Genomic DNA, 14936 nt, shown 5'->3' on the forward strand with positions numbered 1-14936 from the left:
CCGCCGGCCGCCCGATTTCCGGTTTGGCGATTTGAGGATTATCGAAGTCGGCCATGGCTGATTTCGATCTCAACAAGATCCGCCGGCTGGACGGGACCCTGCTGCTGGTGCTGCGCGAGCTGCTGCGCCGTCGCCAGGCGCAGGCGGTCGCCCAGCGGTTAGGGCTCAGCGCCTCGGCGATCAGCCACGCGCTCGGCCGGCTGCGCGAGCTGTTCGAAGACCCGCTGTTCATCCGCCGACCGCATGGCCTGGAGCCCACCCGCCGCGCGCTGGAACTGGCCCCCCGCATCGAGGCGCTGCTGCAGCTGGCCGACAGCGCCCTGTCGCCGGAGGGCGGATTCGAGCCGGCGCGTTCCGACCGCTGGTTCGCCATCGGGGCCTCGGAATATGTCGCGGTGCTGGTCGGCGGGCCGCTGCTGCAGATGCTGCGCGCCGAGGCGCCGGGCGTGGCCTTCACCCTGACCACCCATTCGCACAGCCGCACCCTGGACGCCCTGCGCCGGGGCGAGCTGGACCTGGCCCTGGGCCGTTTCGGTCCGCCGCCGCCCGGCGTCGTAGCCGAGCCCCTGTTCGAGGACGAATACGCCGTGGTCGCCCGGCGCGGCCATCCGCGCATCCAGGGAACGATGGACCTCGACGCCTATGTCGCCACCGGGCACATCTTCTCGGCCGCCTCCGGCGAAAACTCGACCGAGGAGCCGGTGCCCGACCGGAGAGCGATCGCCACCCTGGCCGTCGTGCCGCGCTGGCTCACCGCGCTGTCAATGGCCGCCGTCTCGGACGCCCTGGTCACCTGCCCCCGCCGCCTGGCCGAGCGCCAGGCCCCGCTGCTGGGGCTGCAGGTGCTGACCCCGCCGTTCGCCCAGAAGCCGTTCACGGTGCACGCGATGCGCCGCGAGGGGCCCGATCCGGCGGTGGACTGGCTGCTGGAGAAGATCCGGACGGCGGTCTCCGACTAGACCCCGGCGGCCTCGCGCTCGCGCACCAGGGCCAGCAGAGCCTCCATGGACCGGTCGCGAATGCCTTCCTCGCGCAGGTGTCCGACAAGGTCGGCGAGATAGTCTTCGTTGCGTCCGGACAGGCCCACCGCGCCCGTGATCAGCTCGGCCTGGCGGTCCAGGGTCAGGGCGCCGGCCCACTGCGGGTGGCTCACGTCGGAGAGGAAGGTCAGGGCCTCCAGCCGCCGCCCGTCGGCCAGCCGGATGGCCACCCGGGCTTCGACATAGGTCTCCGTCGGCTGCTCGCGCTCGCGCAGATAGGCGTAGGTCTCTTCCCAGGCCGCGTCCGCCACGCGGTAGGCCATGCCGCGCACCGCGCCGCCGGGCGCCAGGCCCAGCACCAGGCCCGGCCGCTCGTAGGTGCCGCGGTGATGCACCGAATAGATGCAGAAGGCGCGCCGGCGCCCATGGAGCGTCGCCGGCTGCCGGTCTAAGAAGGCGAACCCCGGCCGCCACATCAGCGAGCCGTAACCGAACACCCACCGCGCGTCCGCCGCGCTCTCACTCATCGCCGACCCGTTGTCCGCCAAGCCTTTTCATGACCCTGCCCGATCCTTCCAGCCCGCGTAAAGTCCGACGTACGGGTCTATATGTTCCCTATGCCATCGCCGTGGTGCTGGCGGTCGGCTGGTGCGGGGCCTGGTTCTGGATCGAGCGCCAGGCCGAACAGCAGATGGATGCGGCGCGCGCCCGGCTGACGGCCGGCGGCTATCCGATCAGCTGGACGAGCCGGCGGATCGACGGCTTCCCCTTCCGCCTGGACCTGCACCTGACCGGGGTGCGCATCGGCGAGCCCTCCGGCTGGGGCCTCGAGCTGCCGCGGCTGGAGGCGGAGGCCAACGCCTATGATCCCGGCCACTGGATCCTGGCGGCTCCGCAGGGCGCGACCTTCACCCGGCCGCGGGACGGCGGCGTCGCGGTGCAGGCCAAGGTGCTGCGGGCCAGCGTCTCCCACTTCGGCGAATACCCGCCGCGCCTGTCGGTGCAGGGCGAGGACCTGACGTTCGCCGCCGCGCCAGGGGCGAGACCATACTTCGTCAGCGCGGCCAAGGGCTTCGACCTGCACCTCAGGGCCGGACCGGGCGACCAGGGGGCGGTCTATGTCGGCCTCGACCAGGCGCAGGCCAACCTCACCGGCCTGATGGCCCGCATCGCCCAGGGCAAGCCGGTCGGCATCACCGCCGACGCCATCTTCTCCAACGCCGCCGAGTTCCGGGGCGGCAGCTGGCCGACGGCCGTGGACAGCTGGCGACGCGCCGGCGGCCGCTTCCAGGTGCGCCAGCTGACCATCGCCGCGGGCGAGTCGATCCTCGACGCCCGCAGCGGCGTGCTCAGCGTCTCGGACGTCGGCCGGGTGTCCGGCTCCTTGAACGCCAGCCTGCGCCAGGCGCCGCAGGCGCTGGGCGCGATGGGCGAGGCCGGCCGGATCACGCCGGCCGCCGCCAGCCAGGGGGCGCAGGCGGCCCGCGCCGCCCAGCAGGGCGACGTGGCGCACATGGTGCTCGACTTCCAGGACGGCCAGACGAAGCTGGGCCCGGTGGTCATCGGCCCGGCGCCGAGGGTGTTCTGACGTGACCGCGACCGAGATCGAGACTGAGGACGACCTTGACCTGGCGCTGCTGCGCCGGCTCGCCCAGCGGGTGGCGGCCGCGTCGGCGGCGATCGCCGCGGCAGGCCCGCGCAGCCTGGTCTCGGCCGACGAGGAGCACACCCTGCGCCGACTGATCCGGGTGCGCGCGGGCGGCCTGCGGGCGCCGGCGCTGGTGCGCATCTGGCGCGAGTTGGTGGCCGAGGCCCGCGCGGCCCAGGCGCCCGTCACCCTGGCCCTCTGCGCCGGCGCCGATCCCGGCCGGGCTGTCGACCACGCCCGCCTCAGCTTCGGCAGCGCGCGCCTGGCCCTGCAGCCGCAGCCGGAGGCGGCCCTGGCCGCGGCCCGGGCCGGCGCCGTGGCGATCCTGCCGCTGGACGCGGGCAAGCCGTGGTGGGGCCGGCTGCTGGCCGAGCCGGCGCTGCAGGTGTTCGCCGCCCTGCCCTGCCTGGCGCAGCTGGGCGACACCACCGCCCTGGCCGTGGCCCAGACGGCGCCGGAGCCCACCGGCGCGGACCAGACCTTCTGGGTCACCGACGCCCCCGGTCCGGCGTCGGGCGTGCTGGCCGCCCTCGCCCGCGACGGCGTGGCCGGGGAGCCGCTGGCGGAAGCCGGCGGGCTGAAGCTGTTCGCCCTGGTCGGCTTCTACCAGGCGCACGATCCGCGGCTGGCGCGCGCCCCGGGGCGCCTTTCCGGCGTGATCGGGGCTGCGCCGACGCCGCTCGACGTGTAAGAGCGCGCCATGAACGCCCAGACCTCCGCCGACCGCTTCCCCCCTGGCGATCGCTTCAAGGCCGCGACGCCGCAGCCCAAGCCCGGCATCCTCGACATCAGCCCCTATGTCCCCGGCAAGGCCAGGGCCGACGGGGTCGCCGAACCGGTCAAGCTGTCGGCCAACGAGAACATCCTCGGCTGCAGCCCCCTGGCCCAGGCCGCCTTCGGCGAGGTGGCCGGCAAGCTGAACCTCTATCCGGACGGCCGCGGGACCCTGCTGCGCGACGCCGTGGCCGCCCGCTACGGCCTGGAGCCGGAGCGGATCATCCTCGGCTGCGGCACGGACGAGATCTTCGCCCTGCTGAACCAGGTCTACATCGCCCCCGGCGACAACATCGTGCAGGGCGAGTTCGGCTTCGGCGCCTACGCCATCGGCGCGCGGGGGGCCGGGGGGACGGTGAAGTTCGCCGCCGAGCCCGACTACCGCATCGACGTCGACGCCCTGATCGCGCAGGTGGACGAGCACACCCGCATCGTCTTCGTCGCCAACCCCGGCAATCCGACCGGCACCATCATCCGCGCCGAGGAGATCGCCCGGCTGCACGCCGAGCTGCCGCCCAGCGTGCTGCTGGTGCTGGACGGCGCCTATGCCGAGTTCGCCAGCGCCCCGGACTACACCGACGGCCTGGAGCTGGCGCGGGGCGCCGCGAACGTGGTCGTCACCCACACCTTCTCGAAGATCCATGGCCTGGCCGCCCTGCGCGTAGGCTGGGCCTACGCCCCGGCGGCGGTGGCCGACGCCGTGGAGCGCGTGCGCCTGCCGTTCAACACCTCGATCCCCGCCCAGGCGGCCGCCGTCGCGGCGCTGGGCGACGAGGAATTCCAGGCCCGCTCGCGAGCCCACGTCGAGCACTGGCGGCCCTGGCTGGTGCAGCAGCTGGGCGGCCTCGGGCTGGAGGTGGTGCCGTCCTCCGCCAACTTCATCCTGGTCGGCCTGCCCGACGCGGACGGCCGGCGGGCGCCGGACGCGGAGGCCTTCCTGGCCAGCCGCGGGCTGCTGGTGCGCGGCGTCGCCGGCTACGGCCTGCCCAATCACCTGCGCATCACGCTCGGTCTCGAAGAGCACAACCGCGCCCTGGTCGACGCCCTGGCCGCGTTTCTGAAGGGCTGAGGACGTGACGGGGGTGCTGTACCAGAAGCTGGCGGTGATCGGTTGCGGCCTGATCGGGTCTTCCGTCATCCGCGCGGCGCGCACCGCCGGGGTAGTGGGCGAGGTGTCGGTCTACGACGCCAGCCCCGCCGCGCGCGCCAAGATCGCCGAGCTGGGGTTCGCCGACACGGTGGCCGACGATCCCGTCCAGGCGGTGGAGGGCGCCGACCTGGTGATCTTCGCCGCGCCGCCGCTGGCGATCGGCACGGCGGCGGAGCAGGTCGCCGGCGCGCTCAAGCCCGGCTGCACGGTCAGCGACGTGGGCTCGGTCAAGGCCGCGGTCAGCGAGGCCTTCGCCAAGGTGGTGCCGCCCACCTGCTTCGCGATCCCGGGCCACCCGATCGCCGGCTCCGAGCAGTCCGGCCCGGAGGCGGGCTTCGGCGAGATGTTCCAGGGCCGCTGGTGCATCCTCACCCCGCAGGCCCGCACCGACGCCGCCTATGCCGAGGCGGTCGAGCGGCTGACCGACTTCTGGTTGGCCCTGGGCAGCCAGGTGGAGATCATGGACGACAAGCACCACGACCTGGTGCTGGCCGTCACCTCGCACCTGCCGCACCTGATCGCCTACAACATCGTCGGCACCGCCGCCGACCTGGAGGAGGTCACCCGCGGCGAGGTGATCAAGTACTCCGCCGGCGGCTTTCGCGACTTCACCCGCATCGCCGCCTCCGACCCGATCATGTGGCGCGACGTGTTCCTGGCCAACAAGGACGCGGTGCTGGAGATGCTGGGCCGCTTCACCGAGGACCTGCAGGCGCTGTCGCGGGCGATCCGCTGGGGCGAGGGCGACAAGCTGCAGGAGCTGTTCACCCGCACCCGCGACATCCGCCGCAGCATCATCACCGCCGGCCAGGAAAGCGCCGAACCCAACTTCGGGCGCAACCGCAAGGGGTGACGCCGGCTCTGCGCCAGGGGCCCCCATCCCCGCCTTCGGCGGTACTTCCCCCAGTGGGGGAAGAGATTCACGGCTTCGGCTTCCGTTCTCTTTCCCCTCAGGGGGAAGTACCCGCGAAGCGGGGGATGGGGGCTGCAGCCAGGCCCTGGCCTTTCAGCTGTCCGCCATCTGCGCCGCCACCGCGCGTTCGGCCAAGCCGATCAGCCAGCCCGCGGCCTCCGCCAGCGCCGGCGAGGCGATGGCGTAGAGCCTCTGCTGGGCGCGGCTGCGCACGGTGACCAGGCCCGCGTCGCGCAGCACCTTCAGATGCTGGGAGATCGCCGCCAGGGAGACGTTGAACTGATCGGCGATCTCGCCGACCGGGGCCTCGCCGGCCGCCAGATAGGCCATGATCTGCCGGCGGTTGGCGTCGCCAAGGGCTTCGAAGGTGACGGCGATCGACATCGGCGGTCCGCTCTGCGGGGTCTGGCGACGATCCTAGCGCGGCGGTGGCCCGACCCGGTCTGGAAATCGCCACGGCGCGGTCATTTGCCCACGCCGTGACCACGCCGGCCCCCGCGCGGGGACTATTTCGGCGTCACCCGCCAGATCGCGCCGCCGACGTCGTCGGCCACCAGCAGCGCCCCGGCCTTGTCGAAGGTCACCCCCACCGGCCGGCCCATGGCCTGGCCCTTGTCGTCCAGGAAGCCGGACAGCACGTCGCGCGGATAGCCTACCGGCTTGCCGTCCTTGAAGGCGACGAAGATCACCTTGTAGCCGGACGGTTGCGAGCGGTTCCACGACCCGTGCTGGCCGACGAACACCCCGCCCTTGTAGCTGGCCGGCAGCAGGTCGCCGCGGTCGAAGGCCAGGCCCAGCGAGGCGGTGTGAGCGCCCAGGGCGTAGTCGGGCGCGATCGCCCTGGCCACCAGGTCGGGTCGCTTGTCCTTGGGCCGGGTGTCGAGGTGCTGGCCGTAGTAGCTGTAGGGCCAGCCGTAGAAGGCGCCCTCCTTCACCGAGGTCATGTAGTCGGGGACCAGGTTGTCGCCCAGCTCGTCGCGCTCGTTGACGGCGGTCCACAAGGTCCCGGTGACCGGCTCGAAGTCGAGGCCGTTGGGGTTGCGGATGCCGGAGGCGTAGACCCGCCACTTGCCCGTGGCGCGGTCGACCTCGAGGATCGCCGCCCGGTTCTGCTCGGCGGCCGGACCATTGTCGCCGACGTTGCTGTTGGAGCCGACCGTGACGAAGAACTTCGTCCCGTCGGGAGTCAGCAGGATGTTCTTGGTCCAGTGGTGGTCGATCGGGCCGCCCGGCAGGTCGGTCAGCTTGGCGGGGGCGGCGGCGATCTTCGTCTCGCCCGGGGTGAACGGGAAGCTGACGATGGAGTCGGTGTTGGCGACGTAGAGCCGGCCGTCGATGAAGGCCATGCCGAACGGCGAGTTCAGGCCGCCGACCAGCTCGGTCTTCAGGTCGGCGACGCCGTCGCCGTTGGTGTCGCGCAGCAGGATGATCTTGTTGGGGCTGGCGGTGGCCGCGCCGGCGTCCTTCATCAGCACCTTCTCGGCGGCGCCGCGGATGCCGGTGGGCTTCTCATAGCCGGGCCCGTCGCTCTCGGCGACCAGCACGTCGCCATTGGGCAGCACCAGCATCCAGCGCGGATGGCTGAGGCCGGTGGCGAAGGCCGCCACCTTCAGGTCGGGCGCGGCCACCGGGGTGCGGCCGGCGGGCCAGCCCACCACCTTGGCGATGTTCACCACCGGGATCATGCCGTGCGCCTGATCCACCAGCGTCGGGTGCGGGCCATAGGTGGCGTTGGGTCCGACCTTCGGGCCAGGAGAGCACGACGCCAGCAGCGCCGCCGCTGACACGGTCATGGCAAACCCGGCGGCCGCCTTCACATACATACGCACTGTTGTTCCTCCCGAACGCCCTTGGCCGGATTCGCCGGCGCCCGGAGACTACTCCGCCAGCCGGTAGAGGGCGCGCACTTCCTTGGCCGCGGCCTTCTCGGTCTGCAGGCGCGAGGCGGCGACCCAGACCTCCGCCACCTTGCCCGACCGGCTGCGCACCAGCCGCGCCGTCTCGCCGTGGCTGGCGAAGCCGCTGGCCTTGGCGATCAGGGCCTCATCGCCCTTGCCGACCGTCAGCTCGGCCGCGTCCGCGAAGGGGTTCCAGAGCGCCGGCGAGGCGACCAGCACCTTGTCGCCCAGCGGCACCAGGTCCAGCGCGCCCCACGGCCCGCCCCACCAGCGGCCCGACCAGTCCGCCAGCTTCTTGGGCGCCGGGCCGGCGGCGGCGAAGGCCTGCAGGATGCGCACGATCCCCTCGAGGAAGAAGCCGGGCGTGCCGTCCATGGCGTTGGTCAGCACGCTCACCGTCAGCCCCTGGCCGCGCAGCACCGCCGTCTGGGTGAGGAAGCCCTGGAAGCCGCCGGAGTGACCCACCGTCTCCCAGGGGCCGATGCGGCCCTGGATGGTCCCCAGGCCGTAGTGCTGCTCGATGGAGAGATCCGGCACCTTCCAGTGCGGCCGGGTCATCTCCCGCCGGCTCTCGATGTGCAGCAGGCTCTTCTTCGCCTGCGGATCGATCTGGCTGAAGAACCGCGCCAGTTCGGCCGCGGTGCTGACGAAGCCGGTGGCGGCCGCCAGGGCGTTGGTCGGGTTGTCGCCAGGGATGATCGCCCGCCGCCCCAGCAGCAGCTTGGTCCCGTGGCCCCTGGCCAGGCGGTCCATCTCCAGCGTCGGGGTGTCGGGCCAAGTGTGCTTCAGCCCCGCTCTGGCCACCACCTCGCGGGCCATCCACTGGCCGTAGGGCTCGCCGGTAACCGCCTCGATCATCAGCCCGGCCAGGCCGAAGCCGTGGTTGGAGTACTTCATGCGCGTGTTGGCCGGCAGCACCGGGGCCACGGCGAGCTCGGCGCGAAGCTCGGACTCGTCCAGGAACGGCCGGCGGTCGGCCCACTGGCCGCCGTCGGCGCCGTCGCGGATCACCCCCGCGCTGTGGCTGAGCAGCTGTCCGACCGTGGCGCGGGCGAGGGACTTGTGCAGCCCCTTGACGTGCTGGCCCACGCGGTCGTCCAGGCGCAGGCGCCCAGCCTCCACCAGCTTCAGCACGCCCACGGCGGTGAAGGACTTGGAGTGCGAGGCGACGCGGAACTGGTGGTCTGGGGTCAGCTTCACGCCCTCGCCCAGGTCGGCGTGGCCGTAGGCGGCGGTGAGCACCGGCTTGCCGTCCTGCAGCACGGCCAGGGAGACGCCCGGCAACTCGTGCAGGCGCACCTTGTAGGCCGCCCACTGCGAGGCGTAGTCGAGCGCGGCGGGCAGCCACTTGGCCATGGGTCGGTCCTTCATCGAACGAAGCTTGGCCGACGATAGGCCCGATCGCGCCGCAGCTGGAAGAGCGGCGCCTGACAGGCCTGCCGAATTCGTCTATGCAGCGCGGATGGTCATCACGATCCGCATCGGCGCCTCGAATTGCTCCGCCCCCACCCCGGGGTCTGTTGCCGACGTCTGACCGGACGCTGACGACCACGGACCCCGCCGTTGCGGCAGGGTCCACCATCCTTCCCGGCGGCGCTTGAACCCAGGAAGGACACCATGAAGAAACCCGTTGCAACCCCGCGCGGCCCGGGCCGCCGAAGACCCACCGTCCCGCGCTGGCTGCCGCTGGAGACGGAGCGCCTGATCCTGCGCGACGTGCGCGAGGACGATTTCGACGACGTCCACGAATACGCCACCGACCTGGAGGTGGTGCGCTACATGAACTGGGGGCCGAACACGCCCGAGATCACCCGCCAGGTGCTGGACGGCTGGCTGAAGGACCAGCGCCGCTGGCCGCGCCCGGTCGTCAACATGGCGGCGCACCACAAGACCGACGGGCGGATGATCGGCGCGGTCCGCTTCGCCATCCTCGATGCGGAGAGCGGAACCGGCGACTTCGGCTATTCCTTCAACCGCGCCTACTGGAACCAGGGGCTCGGCGCCGAGGCGGCCGGCGCTGTCGTGCGCAACGCCTTCGAGACCCTGGGCCTGCGCCGGATGATCGCCACCTGCGATGCGCGCAACATCGGCTCGTGGCGGGTGATGGAGAAGCTGGGCATGCGGCGCGAGGCGCTGTTCCGCCAGGATGCCAAGGCCCACGACGGCTGGCGCGACAGCTATCTGTACGCGATCCTGGCGGACGAATGGGCCGCCGCGCGGGCGGAGAATCAGCCTTAGCCGTACACGGAGGAAATGTGGCGCCGCAGTCACGCGGCGTCACAACCGTCAGTATTGCGCACATGCAGCATTGACGCCGCGCTGCAAAATCGCGCCTGCATGGCGACACTTCCGCAACGAGTCGATGACGACGGCATGACAGCGTTTCTGTCGGCCGCGCCATGGGGATGAGCCTGATGTCCAACACGATCCGCACCTGGGGCCGCACCGCCGGCGCCCTCTCCGCCCTGCTGTTCGCCGGCTGCGCCAGCCAGGCGTTCGCCGCCACCGCGGCCGCACAGGCCAGCACCGACGCCAACGCCGACACCGCCGTCGCCCCCGTCACCGTGACGGCGACGCGCGAAGCCGCCGACATGCAGAGCGTGCCGCTGGCCATGTCCGCGATCAACAAGCAGAACCTGGAAGTGATCGCCTCCGGGGGCGACGACATCCGCATGCTGTCCTCGCGGGTGCCCAGCCTGACGCTGGAATCCAGCTTCGGCCGCACCTTCCCGCGGCCGTACATCCGCGGCCTCGGCAACACCGACTTCGACCTCAACGCCTCCCAGCCGGTGTCGTTCGTCTACGACGACGTGGTGCTGGAGAACCCGATCCTGAAGGGCATTCCGCTGTTCGACATCGACCAGGTGGAAGTGCTGCGCGGGCCGCAGGGCACCCTGTTCGGCCGCAACACTCCCGCCGGCGTGCTCAAGTTCGACAGCGTCAAGCCGGGCAAGGACTTCGGCGGCTACGCCAGCGCCTCCTACGCCTCGCTGGGCACGGTCAACGCCGAGGGCGCCGTGGGCGGCCCGATCACCGACGGCGTGCTGTACGGCCGCCTGTCGGGCCTCTACCAGCACCGCAACGACTGGATCACCAACGACTTCGACGGCAAGAAGGAAGCCGGCGGCTATGACGAGTACGCCGTGCGCGGCCAGCTGCTGTGGACCCCGACCTCGAACTTAAGCGCCCTGCTGAACTTCCACCACATGCATCTGAACGGCTCGCCGCAGATCTTCCGGGCCAACATCATCCAGTCCGGCACCGACCAGATCGTCGCCGGCTTCCAGCGCGACCACATCGCCCAGGACGCCGCATCGCGCTCGTTCCAGCACGTCAACGCCACCGGCGGTTCGGTCAACCTGAACTACGACTTCGGCAACGGCATGAAGCTGACGTCGATCACCGCCTATGAGCACGCCCACACGCTGAGCCACGGCGACATCGACGGCGGCTTTGGCGCCGTGTTCGCCCCGCCGTCCGGCCCCGGCCTGATCCCGTTCCCCTCGGAGAGCGCCGACGGCCTGCCCAAGCACCACCAGATCACCGAGGAAATCCGCCTGGCCGGCGACGCCACGCCGCAGATCCACTACCAGGTGGGCGCGTTCTATTTCTATGAATCCGTCAACATCAACAGCTTCGACTACAACACCCTGGCGGGCGGCGCGCTCGACGGCTTCGCCTGGCAGCACCAGACGACCAAGTCCTGGGCCCTGTTCGGCACCGCCAACTACAAGCCTACCGACAACCTGACCCTGACGGCCGGCCTGCGCTACACCAACGACCAGAAGAACTTCGAGGCGGCCCAGACCCTCTCGCCGATCGGCGCGCCGCCCACCGGCATCCTGCGCGCCAACCCGAAGAGCGACGACGTGTCCTTCAACGTCAGCGCCGACTACCAGATCACCGGCGACATCAGCGCCTACGCCCGCATCGCCAAGGGCTATCGCGCGCCGTCGATCCAGGGCCGGCTGCTGTTCGGCAGCACGATCAGCGTGGCCAACAAGGAGACCCTGTACTCCTACGAGCTGGGGCTGAAGTCCTACCTGTTCGACCACCGCCTGCGGGCCAACATCGCCGCGTTCGATTACGAGGTCGACAACCTGCAGGTCACCGCGGTCGGCGGCGGCGCCAACTTCAACCGCCTGCTGAACGCCAAGCACGCCCAGGGCTACGGCTTCGAGGCGGACCTGGAAGCCAAGCCGATCGAGCACCTCGTGCTGACCAGCGGCATCAGCTACAACCACACCGAGCTGCAGGACCCGAACCTGACCACGCAGATCTGCAACATCTGCCACGTCACGGACCCGGTGTCGGGCGGCCTGGCCTCGCTGAACGGCAACCCGCTGCCGAACGCGCCGCAATGGATCGCCTCGATCACCGCGCGCTACGGCGTGCCCTACGGCGACGGCGAGTTCTTCGCCTTCACCGACTGGTCCTACCGCAGCCGGGTGAGCTTCTTCCTCTACCAGTCGCAGGAGTTCCAGTCGCCGAACCGCGTCGAGGGCGGCATCCGCGTCGGCTACTCCTACAAGGGCGGCAAGTGGGAAGCGGCGTTCTTCGGCCGCAACATCACCAACGATGTCTCGCTGGAAGGCGCCATCGACTTCGACAACCTGACCGGCTTCGTCAACGATCCCCGCACCTGGGGCGTCGAGCTGCGGACCAAGTTCTAACCAACGCCAGGTTCCGAGGGATCGCCAGATCCGAAGGACGGGGGGAGGCTGCGGCCTCCCCTTTTTCTTGCGCGGCGCTCAGAAGACGATGGCGATCAGCTCCTCGTCGTAGTCCACGCCGTCCAGGCGCTGGCCGCGCGGCTCGATGCCGTAGGGGGTGAAGCCGTGCCGGAAATACAGCCGCCGCGCCGCCTCGTTGGTCGGGGCGACCACCGCGCGGAGCACGGCGCAGTGCTGGCGGGCATGGGCGACGATGGCCGCGATCAGGGCGTCGGCCGCGCCCGTGCCGCGCACGGCCGGGCGGAGATAGACCGCGCCCATCAGCGCCTTGTGCCGCATCTTGGCCGCCGTATCGAGGGTGAAGGCGGCCGTGCCCTGCAGCGCATCGCCGACGAAGACGCCGAGCACCACGTCGGGCCCCGGCGCCGCCAGCCGCGCCTTCAGCTCCGCGATCGGCCGCGCCGCGGCTTCCTCATAGCTGTCGCCGAAGGCCCGCGGATGCGCCAGAAGCGCCTCCAGGCGCATCGCCATCCAGGCCTCGGCCTCATCCGGCCGCACCGGCCGGATCTCGAACTGCGCCATCTGCGCCCCCCAACTTGAGGGGCGCAGCTTAGCCGGCGTCACCGATCAGGCGTAGACGAACTCGGGGCCGTCGAGGTCGATCTTCGGGAATTCGTCCTTTTCCGCCCAGTAGTCCTGGGTGTGCTGCCACTGGCGCTTGCTGCCGCGCTGGGGCAGCAGGTGCATGCCACGCATCAGGTAGCCCGGATTGAAGTTCTCCGGGTCGATCCAGTCGGAGAGCTCCATGTCGGCGTCCTCCGGCGGGATCTCGACGCTGATCCGCTTGGCCTGCTTTTCCTCCATGTGCGCCAGCAGGCGGCAGACGAAGTCGCCGATCAGGTCGGCGCGCAGGGTCCAGCTGGCCCGGAAGTAGCCGAACACCCAGACCATGTTGGGCACGCCGGTGAACATCATGCCGCGGTAGGTGACGGTCTTGTGGAAGTCGAGCGGCTTGCCGTCGATGGCGAAGTCGATGTCGCCCAGGACGTTCAGGTTGAAGCCGGTGGCGGTGATGATCACGTCGGCTTCCAGCTCGTCGCCGGACTTCAGCCTGATGCCCTTTTCGGTGAAGCGGTCGATCTCGTCGGTGACCACCGAGGCCTTGCCCGAGGCCACGCCCTGGAAGATGTCGCCGTCCGGCACGAAGGCGATCCGCTGGCGCCAGGGGCGATAGGTCGGGGTGAAGTGCTTCTCCACCACGTCCGGCGGCAGGAACATCGACACGCCGGCCAGCAGCTCCTGGCGCACGGTCTCGGTGTCCTCGATGGCGCGCTTGGTGAAGGCGTCCTGGTTGAACAGGATCTGGCGGCGGACGATCTCGTGGATCCAGTTTTCGTCCACCTGCAGCTGGCGCAGGGTGTCGGCCAGGTCGTTGGCGTTGCGGCCGGGAATGAACCAGGTCGGCGAGCGCTGCAGCATGGTGACGTGCGCCACGTCACCGGCGATCGCCGGGATCAGGGTGGCAGCCGTGGCCCCCGAGCCGATCACCACCACCCGCTTGCCCTTGAGGTCGAGGTCTTCCGGCCAGGTCTGCGGATGGACGATGCGGCCCTTGAAGTCGCTCATGCCCGCCCACTCCGGCGTGTAGCCCTCCGAGTGGCGGTAGTAGCCCTGGCACATCCACAGGAAGCCGGCGGTGATGCGCACGGTCTCGCCGGTGTCCTTGCGCACCGCCTCGATGGTCCAGAGGTTGTCGGTGGTGGACCACGAAGCCGACTTGATCGCGTGGCCGTAGCGGATGTGGCGACCGATGTCGTTCTCGTCGATCACCTCGTTCATGTACTTGAGGATCTCGTCGGCGCTGGCGATCGGCGCGCTGGTCCACGGCTTGAAGCGATAGCCGAAGGTATAGAGGTCGCTGTCGGAGCGGATGCCGGGATACTTGTGCGTCAGCCAGGTGCCGCCGAAGCTCTCCTGGCTCTCCAGGATCACGTAGCTGGTTCCGGGGCGCTGGGTCTGCAGGTGATAGGCCGAGCCGACGCCGGAGATGCCGGCGCCGACGATCAGCACGTCGAAGTGTTCGGCGGCCTGGGCCTTGGTCGGGCGTTCCAGCGTGGCGGTGTCGGTCATGGCGGTTCCTGTTTCCTCTTTCCTGGCGCGCCAGCCTTCGGCGCGCGGCGTCCCCATCCTGGGCCGGACCGGAAATACCCGGTCCGTAAGCTCCGCCGTTTGAGGCAGATCAAGATGACTGAACACCGATCACATATTTCGATCCTCGCCGTCCGCCAAGCGGCATTCGCCTGACGATCATCGAACCTGCGCCAACGGCTCAAGGCCAGAGTCAACGGCCCGTCCGCCGGCCGCGCCTAGGCCTCCGGTTCCTGGTCCAGGGATGGCCCCTGCGCCAGCCAGGTGGCCAGGTCCCAGGCATTGCGCGTCGCCACCAGCAGCAAGGCCAGGATGGTCAGCGCCAGTCCCAGGGCGGCATGGGGCAAGCGCAGGACGACACCGCCGCAGGCCAGCGCCAGGGCCGCGTGCGCCGCCAGCGGGCCCAGGCCGTACCAGCCGATGTCCGACCAGTGTGCGTGGTTCGGCAGCCGCAGGATGCCCACCGTGACATGCAGCGCGCAGGCAAGGCCCGCCAACGACCACGCCAGCATGAGGGCGGCCGGCCAGGGCCCCTCGCCGGCCGGCGCCAGGGCCATGGCGCTGATCGCCAGCACCGTGGCGAAGTGAAACACGGTCGGCGTGGTGTAGAAGCGCGAGCCGATCTGCATGCCCCGCGGCCGCGGGCGCCCCGCGGTCAGGGTGACGACGATGAACAGCAGGCCGGTCAGCGTCGCCGCCGCCTCGCCGGTCATCTGGAACAAGCTCTGCCAGCCGCTGAACATCGACGCAGC

14 protein-coding genes are annotated in these 14936 nt (G+C 70.6%); 7 read left to right on the forward strand and 7 right to left on the reverse strand.

The window, feature by feature from the left end; all coding sequences use genetic code 11:
* The first annotated feature begins 53 nt into the window (after positions 1–53).
* Positions 54–959, forward strand: a complete 906-nt coding sequence (locus ACO2Q3_RS04415) for a LysR family transcriptional regulator (RefSeq protein WP_423305322.1) — start codon at positions 54–56, stop codon at positions 957–959.
* Here ACO2Q3_RS04415 and ACO2Q3_RS04420 read toward each other — a convergent pair.
* A complete protein-coding gene (locus ACO2Q3_RS04420; RefSeq protein WP_423305323.1) occupies positions 956–1507 on the reverse strand; it encodes a gamma-glutamylcyclotransferase in 552 nt (183 codons plus the stop codon). The genes ACO2Q3_RS04415 and ACO2Q3_RS04420 overlap by 4 nt on opposite strands.
* A gap of 29 nt (positions 1508–1536) precedes the next feature.
* Between ACO2Q3_RS04420 and ACO2Q3_RS04425 the strand changes: the two genes are divergently transcribed.
* The 4 genes from ACO2Q3_RS04425 to ACO2Q3_RS04440 are packed head-to-tail and all read left to right on the forward strand — an operon-like array spanning position 1537 to position 5405.
* The gene (locus ACO2Q3_RS04425) at positions 1537–2568 is read left to right on the forward strand and encodes a DUF2125 domain-containing protein (protein WP_423305324.1); all 1032 of its coding nucleotides are present in this window, start codon (positions 1537–1539) and stop codon (positions 2566–2568) included.
* Between the two features lies 1 nt (position 2569).
* Positions 2570–3319, forward strand: a complete 750-nt coding sequence (locus tag ACO2Q3_RS04430; RefSeq protein ID WP_423305325.1) for a chorismate mutase — start codon at positions 2570–2572, stop codon at positions 3317–3319.
* Between the two features lie 9 nt (positions 3320–3328).
* Positions 3329–4471 carry a histidinol-phosphate transaminase gene (gene hisC / locus ACO2Q3_RS04435; RefSeq protein WP_423305326.1) on the forward strand — a complete coding sequence of 381 codons (1143 nt, stop codon included), beginning with the start codon at positions 3329–3331 and terminating at the stop codon, positions 4469–4471.
* A 4-nt stretch (positions 4472–4475) separates the two neighbouring features.
* On the forward strand, positions 4476–5405 hold the full coding sequence (locus tag ACO2Q3_RS04440; RefSeq protein WP_423305327.1) for a prephenate/arogenate dehydrogenase family protein: 930 nt from the start codon (positions 4476–4478) through the stop codon (positions 5403–5405).
* Between the two features lie 153 nt (positions 5406–5558).
* Here the strand turns inward: ACO2Q3_RS04440 and ACO2Q3_RS04445 are convergent, their stop codons facing one another.
* From ACO2Q3_RS04445 to ACO2Q3_RS04455, 3 genes are all read right to left on the reverse strand, one after another.
* Positions 5559–5849, reverse strand: a complete 291-nt coding sequence (locus ACO2Q3_RS04445; RefSeq protein WP_423305328.1) for an ArsR/SmtB family transcription factor — start codon at positions 5847–5849, stop codon at positions 5559–5561.
* A gap of 122 nt (positions 5850–5971) precedes the next feature.
* Entirely contained in the window at positions 5972–7288 is a 1317-nt protein-coding gene (locus ACO2Q3_RS04450; RefSeq protein WP_423305652.1) for a PQQ-dependent sugar dehydrogenase, read from the reverse strand.
* Between the two features lie 54 nt (positions 7289–7342).
* On the reverse strand, positions 7343–8719 hold the full coding sequence (locus tag ACO2Q3_RS04455) for a serine hydrolase domain-containing protein (protein WP_423305329.1): 1377 nt from the start codon (positions 8717–8719) through the stop codon (positions 7343–7345).
* Between the two features lie 261 nt (positions 8720–8980).
* On the opposite strand from ACO2Q3_RS04455, the gene ACO2Q3_RS04460 reads away from it, so the two are divergent.
* On the forward strand, positions 8981–9601 hold the full coding sequence (locus ACO2Q3_RS04460; protein ID WP_423305330.1) for a GNAT family N-acetyltransferase: 621 nt from the start codon (positions 8981–8983) through the stop codon (positions 9599–9601).
* Positions 9602–9777: 176 nt separating this feature from the next.
* Complete coding sequence (locus ACO2Q3_RS04465) at positions 9778–12036, forward strand: TonB-dependent receptor (RefSeq protein WP_423305331.1); 2259 nt, start codon at positions 9778–9780, stop codon at positions 12034–12036.
* Between the two features lie 78 nt (positions 12037–12114).
* Here ACO2Q3_RS04465 and ACO2Q3_RS04470 read toward each other — a convergent pair whose 3' ends face one another.
* The 3 genes from ACO2Q3_RS04470 to ACO2Q3_RS04480 form a co-directional block, all read right to left on the reverse strand.
* Positions 12115–12618, reverse strand: a complete 504-nt coding sequence (locus ACO2Q3_RS04470) for a GNAT family N-acetyltransferase (RefSeq protein WP_423305332.1) — start codon at positions 12616–12618, stop codon at positions 12115–12117.
* 45 nt (positions 12619–12663) lie between these two features.
* Complete coding sequence (locus tag ACO2Q3_RS04475; protein ID WP_423305333.1) at positions 12664–14166, reverse strand: flavin-containing monooxygenase; 1503 nt, start codon at positions 14164–14166, stop codon at positions 12664–12666.
* A gap of 236 nt (positions 14167–14402) precedes the next feature.
* Positions 14403–14927 carry a hypothetical protein gene (locus ACO2Q3_RS04480; protein ID WP_423305334.1) on the reverse strand — a complete coding sequence of 175 codons (525 nt, stop codon included), beginning with the start codon at positions 14925–14927 and terminating at the stop codon, positions 14403–14405.
* Positions 14928–14936: the final 9 nt, after the last annotated feature.

It is taken from the genome of Caulobacter sp. KR2-114 (genome assembly GCF_049446115.1).
Taxonomy (GTDB): domain Bacteria; phylum Pseudomonadota; class Alphaproteobacteria; order Caulobacterales; family Caulobacteraceae; genus Acaudatibacter.

Bases quoted from the DNA above. Each gene is read 5' to 3' on its own strand.
- ACO2Q3_RS04415 (WP_423305322.1), top strand. From the start codon at position 54: ATGGCTGATTTCGATCTCAACAAGATCCGCCGGCTGGACGGGACCCTG.
- ACO2Q3_RS04420 (WP_423305323.1), bottom strand. From the start codon at position 1,507: ATGAGTGAGAGCGCGGCGGACGCGCGGTGGGTGTTCGGTTACGGCTCG.
- ACO2Q3_RS04425 (WP_423305324.1), top strand. From the start codon at position 1,537: ATGACCCTGCCCGATCCTTCCAGCCCGCGTAAAGTCCGACGTACGGGT.
- hisC (WP_423305326.1), top strand. From the start codon at position 3,329: ATGAACGCCCAGACCTCCGCCGACCGCTTCCCCCCTGGCGATCGCTTC.
- ACO2Q3_RS04445 (WP_423305328.1), bottom strand. From the start codon at position 5,849: ATGTCGATCGCCGTCACCTTCGAAGCCCTTGGCGACGCCAACCGCCGG.
- ACO2Q3_RS04450 (WP_423305652.1), bottom strand. From the start codon at position 7,288: ATGTATGTGAAGGCGGCCGCCGGGTTTGCCATGACCGTGTCAGCGGCG.
- ACO2Q3_RS04455 (WP_423305329.1), bottom strand. From the start codon at position 8,719: ATGGCCAAGTGGCTGCCCGCCGCGCTCGACTACGCCTCGCAGTGGGCG.
- ACO2Q3_RS04460 (WP_423305330.1), top strand. From the start codon at position 8,981: ATGAAGAAACCCGTTGCAACCCCGCGCGGCCCGGGCCGCCGAAGACCC.
- ACO2Q3_RS04465 (WP_423305331.1), top strand. From the start codon at position 9,778: ATGTCCAACACGATCCGCACCTGGGGCCGCACCGCCGGCGCCCTCTCC.
- ACO2Q3_RS04470 (WP_423305332.1), bottom strand. From the start codon at position 12,618: ATGGCGCAGTTCGAGATCCGGCCGGTGCGGCCGGATGAGGCCGAGGCC.
- ACO2Q3_RS04475 (WP_423305333.1), bottom strand. From the start codon at position 14,166: ATGACCGACACCGCCACGCTGGAACGCCCGACCAAGGCCCAGGCCGCC.
- ACO2Q3_RS04480 (WP_423305334.1), bottom strand. From the start codon at position 14,927: ATGTTCAGCGGCTGGCAGAGCTTGTTCCAGATGACCGGCGAGGCGGCG.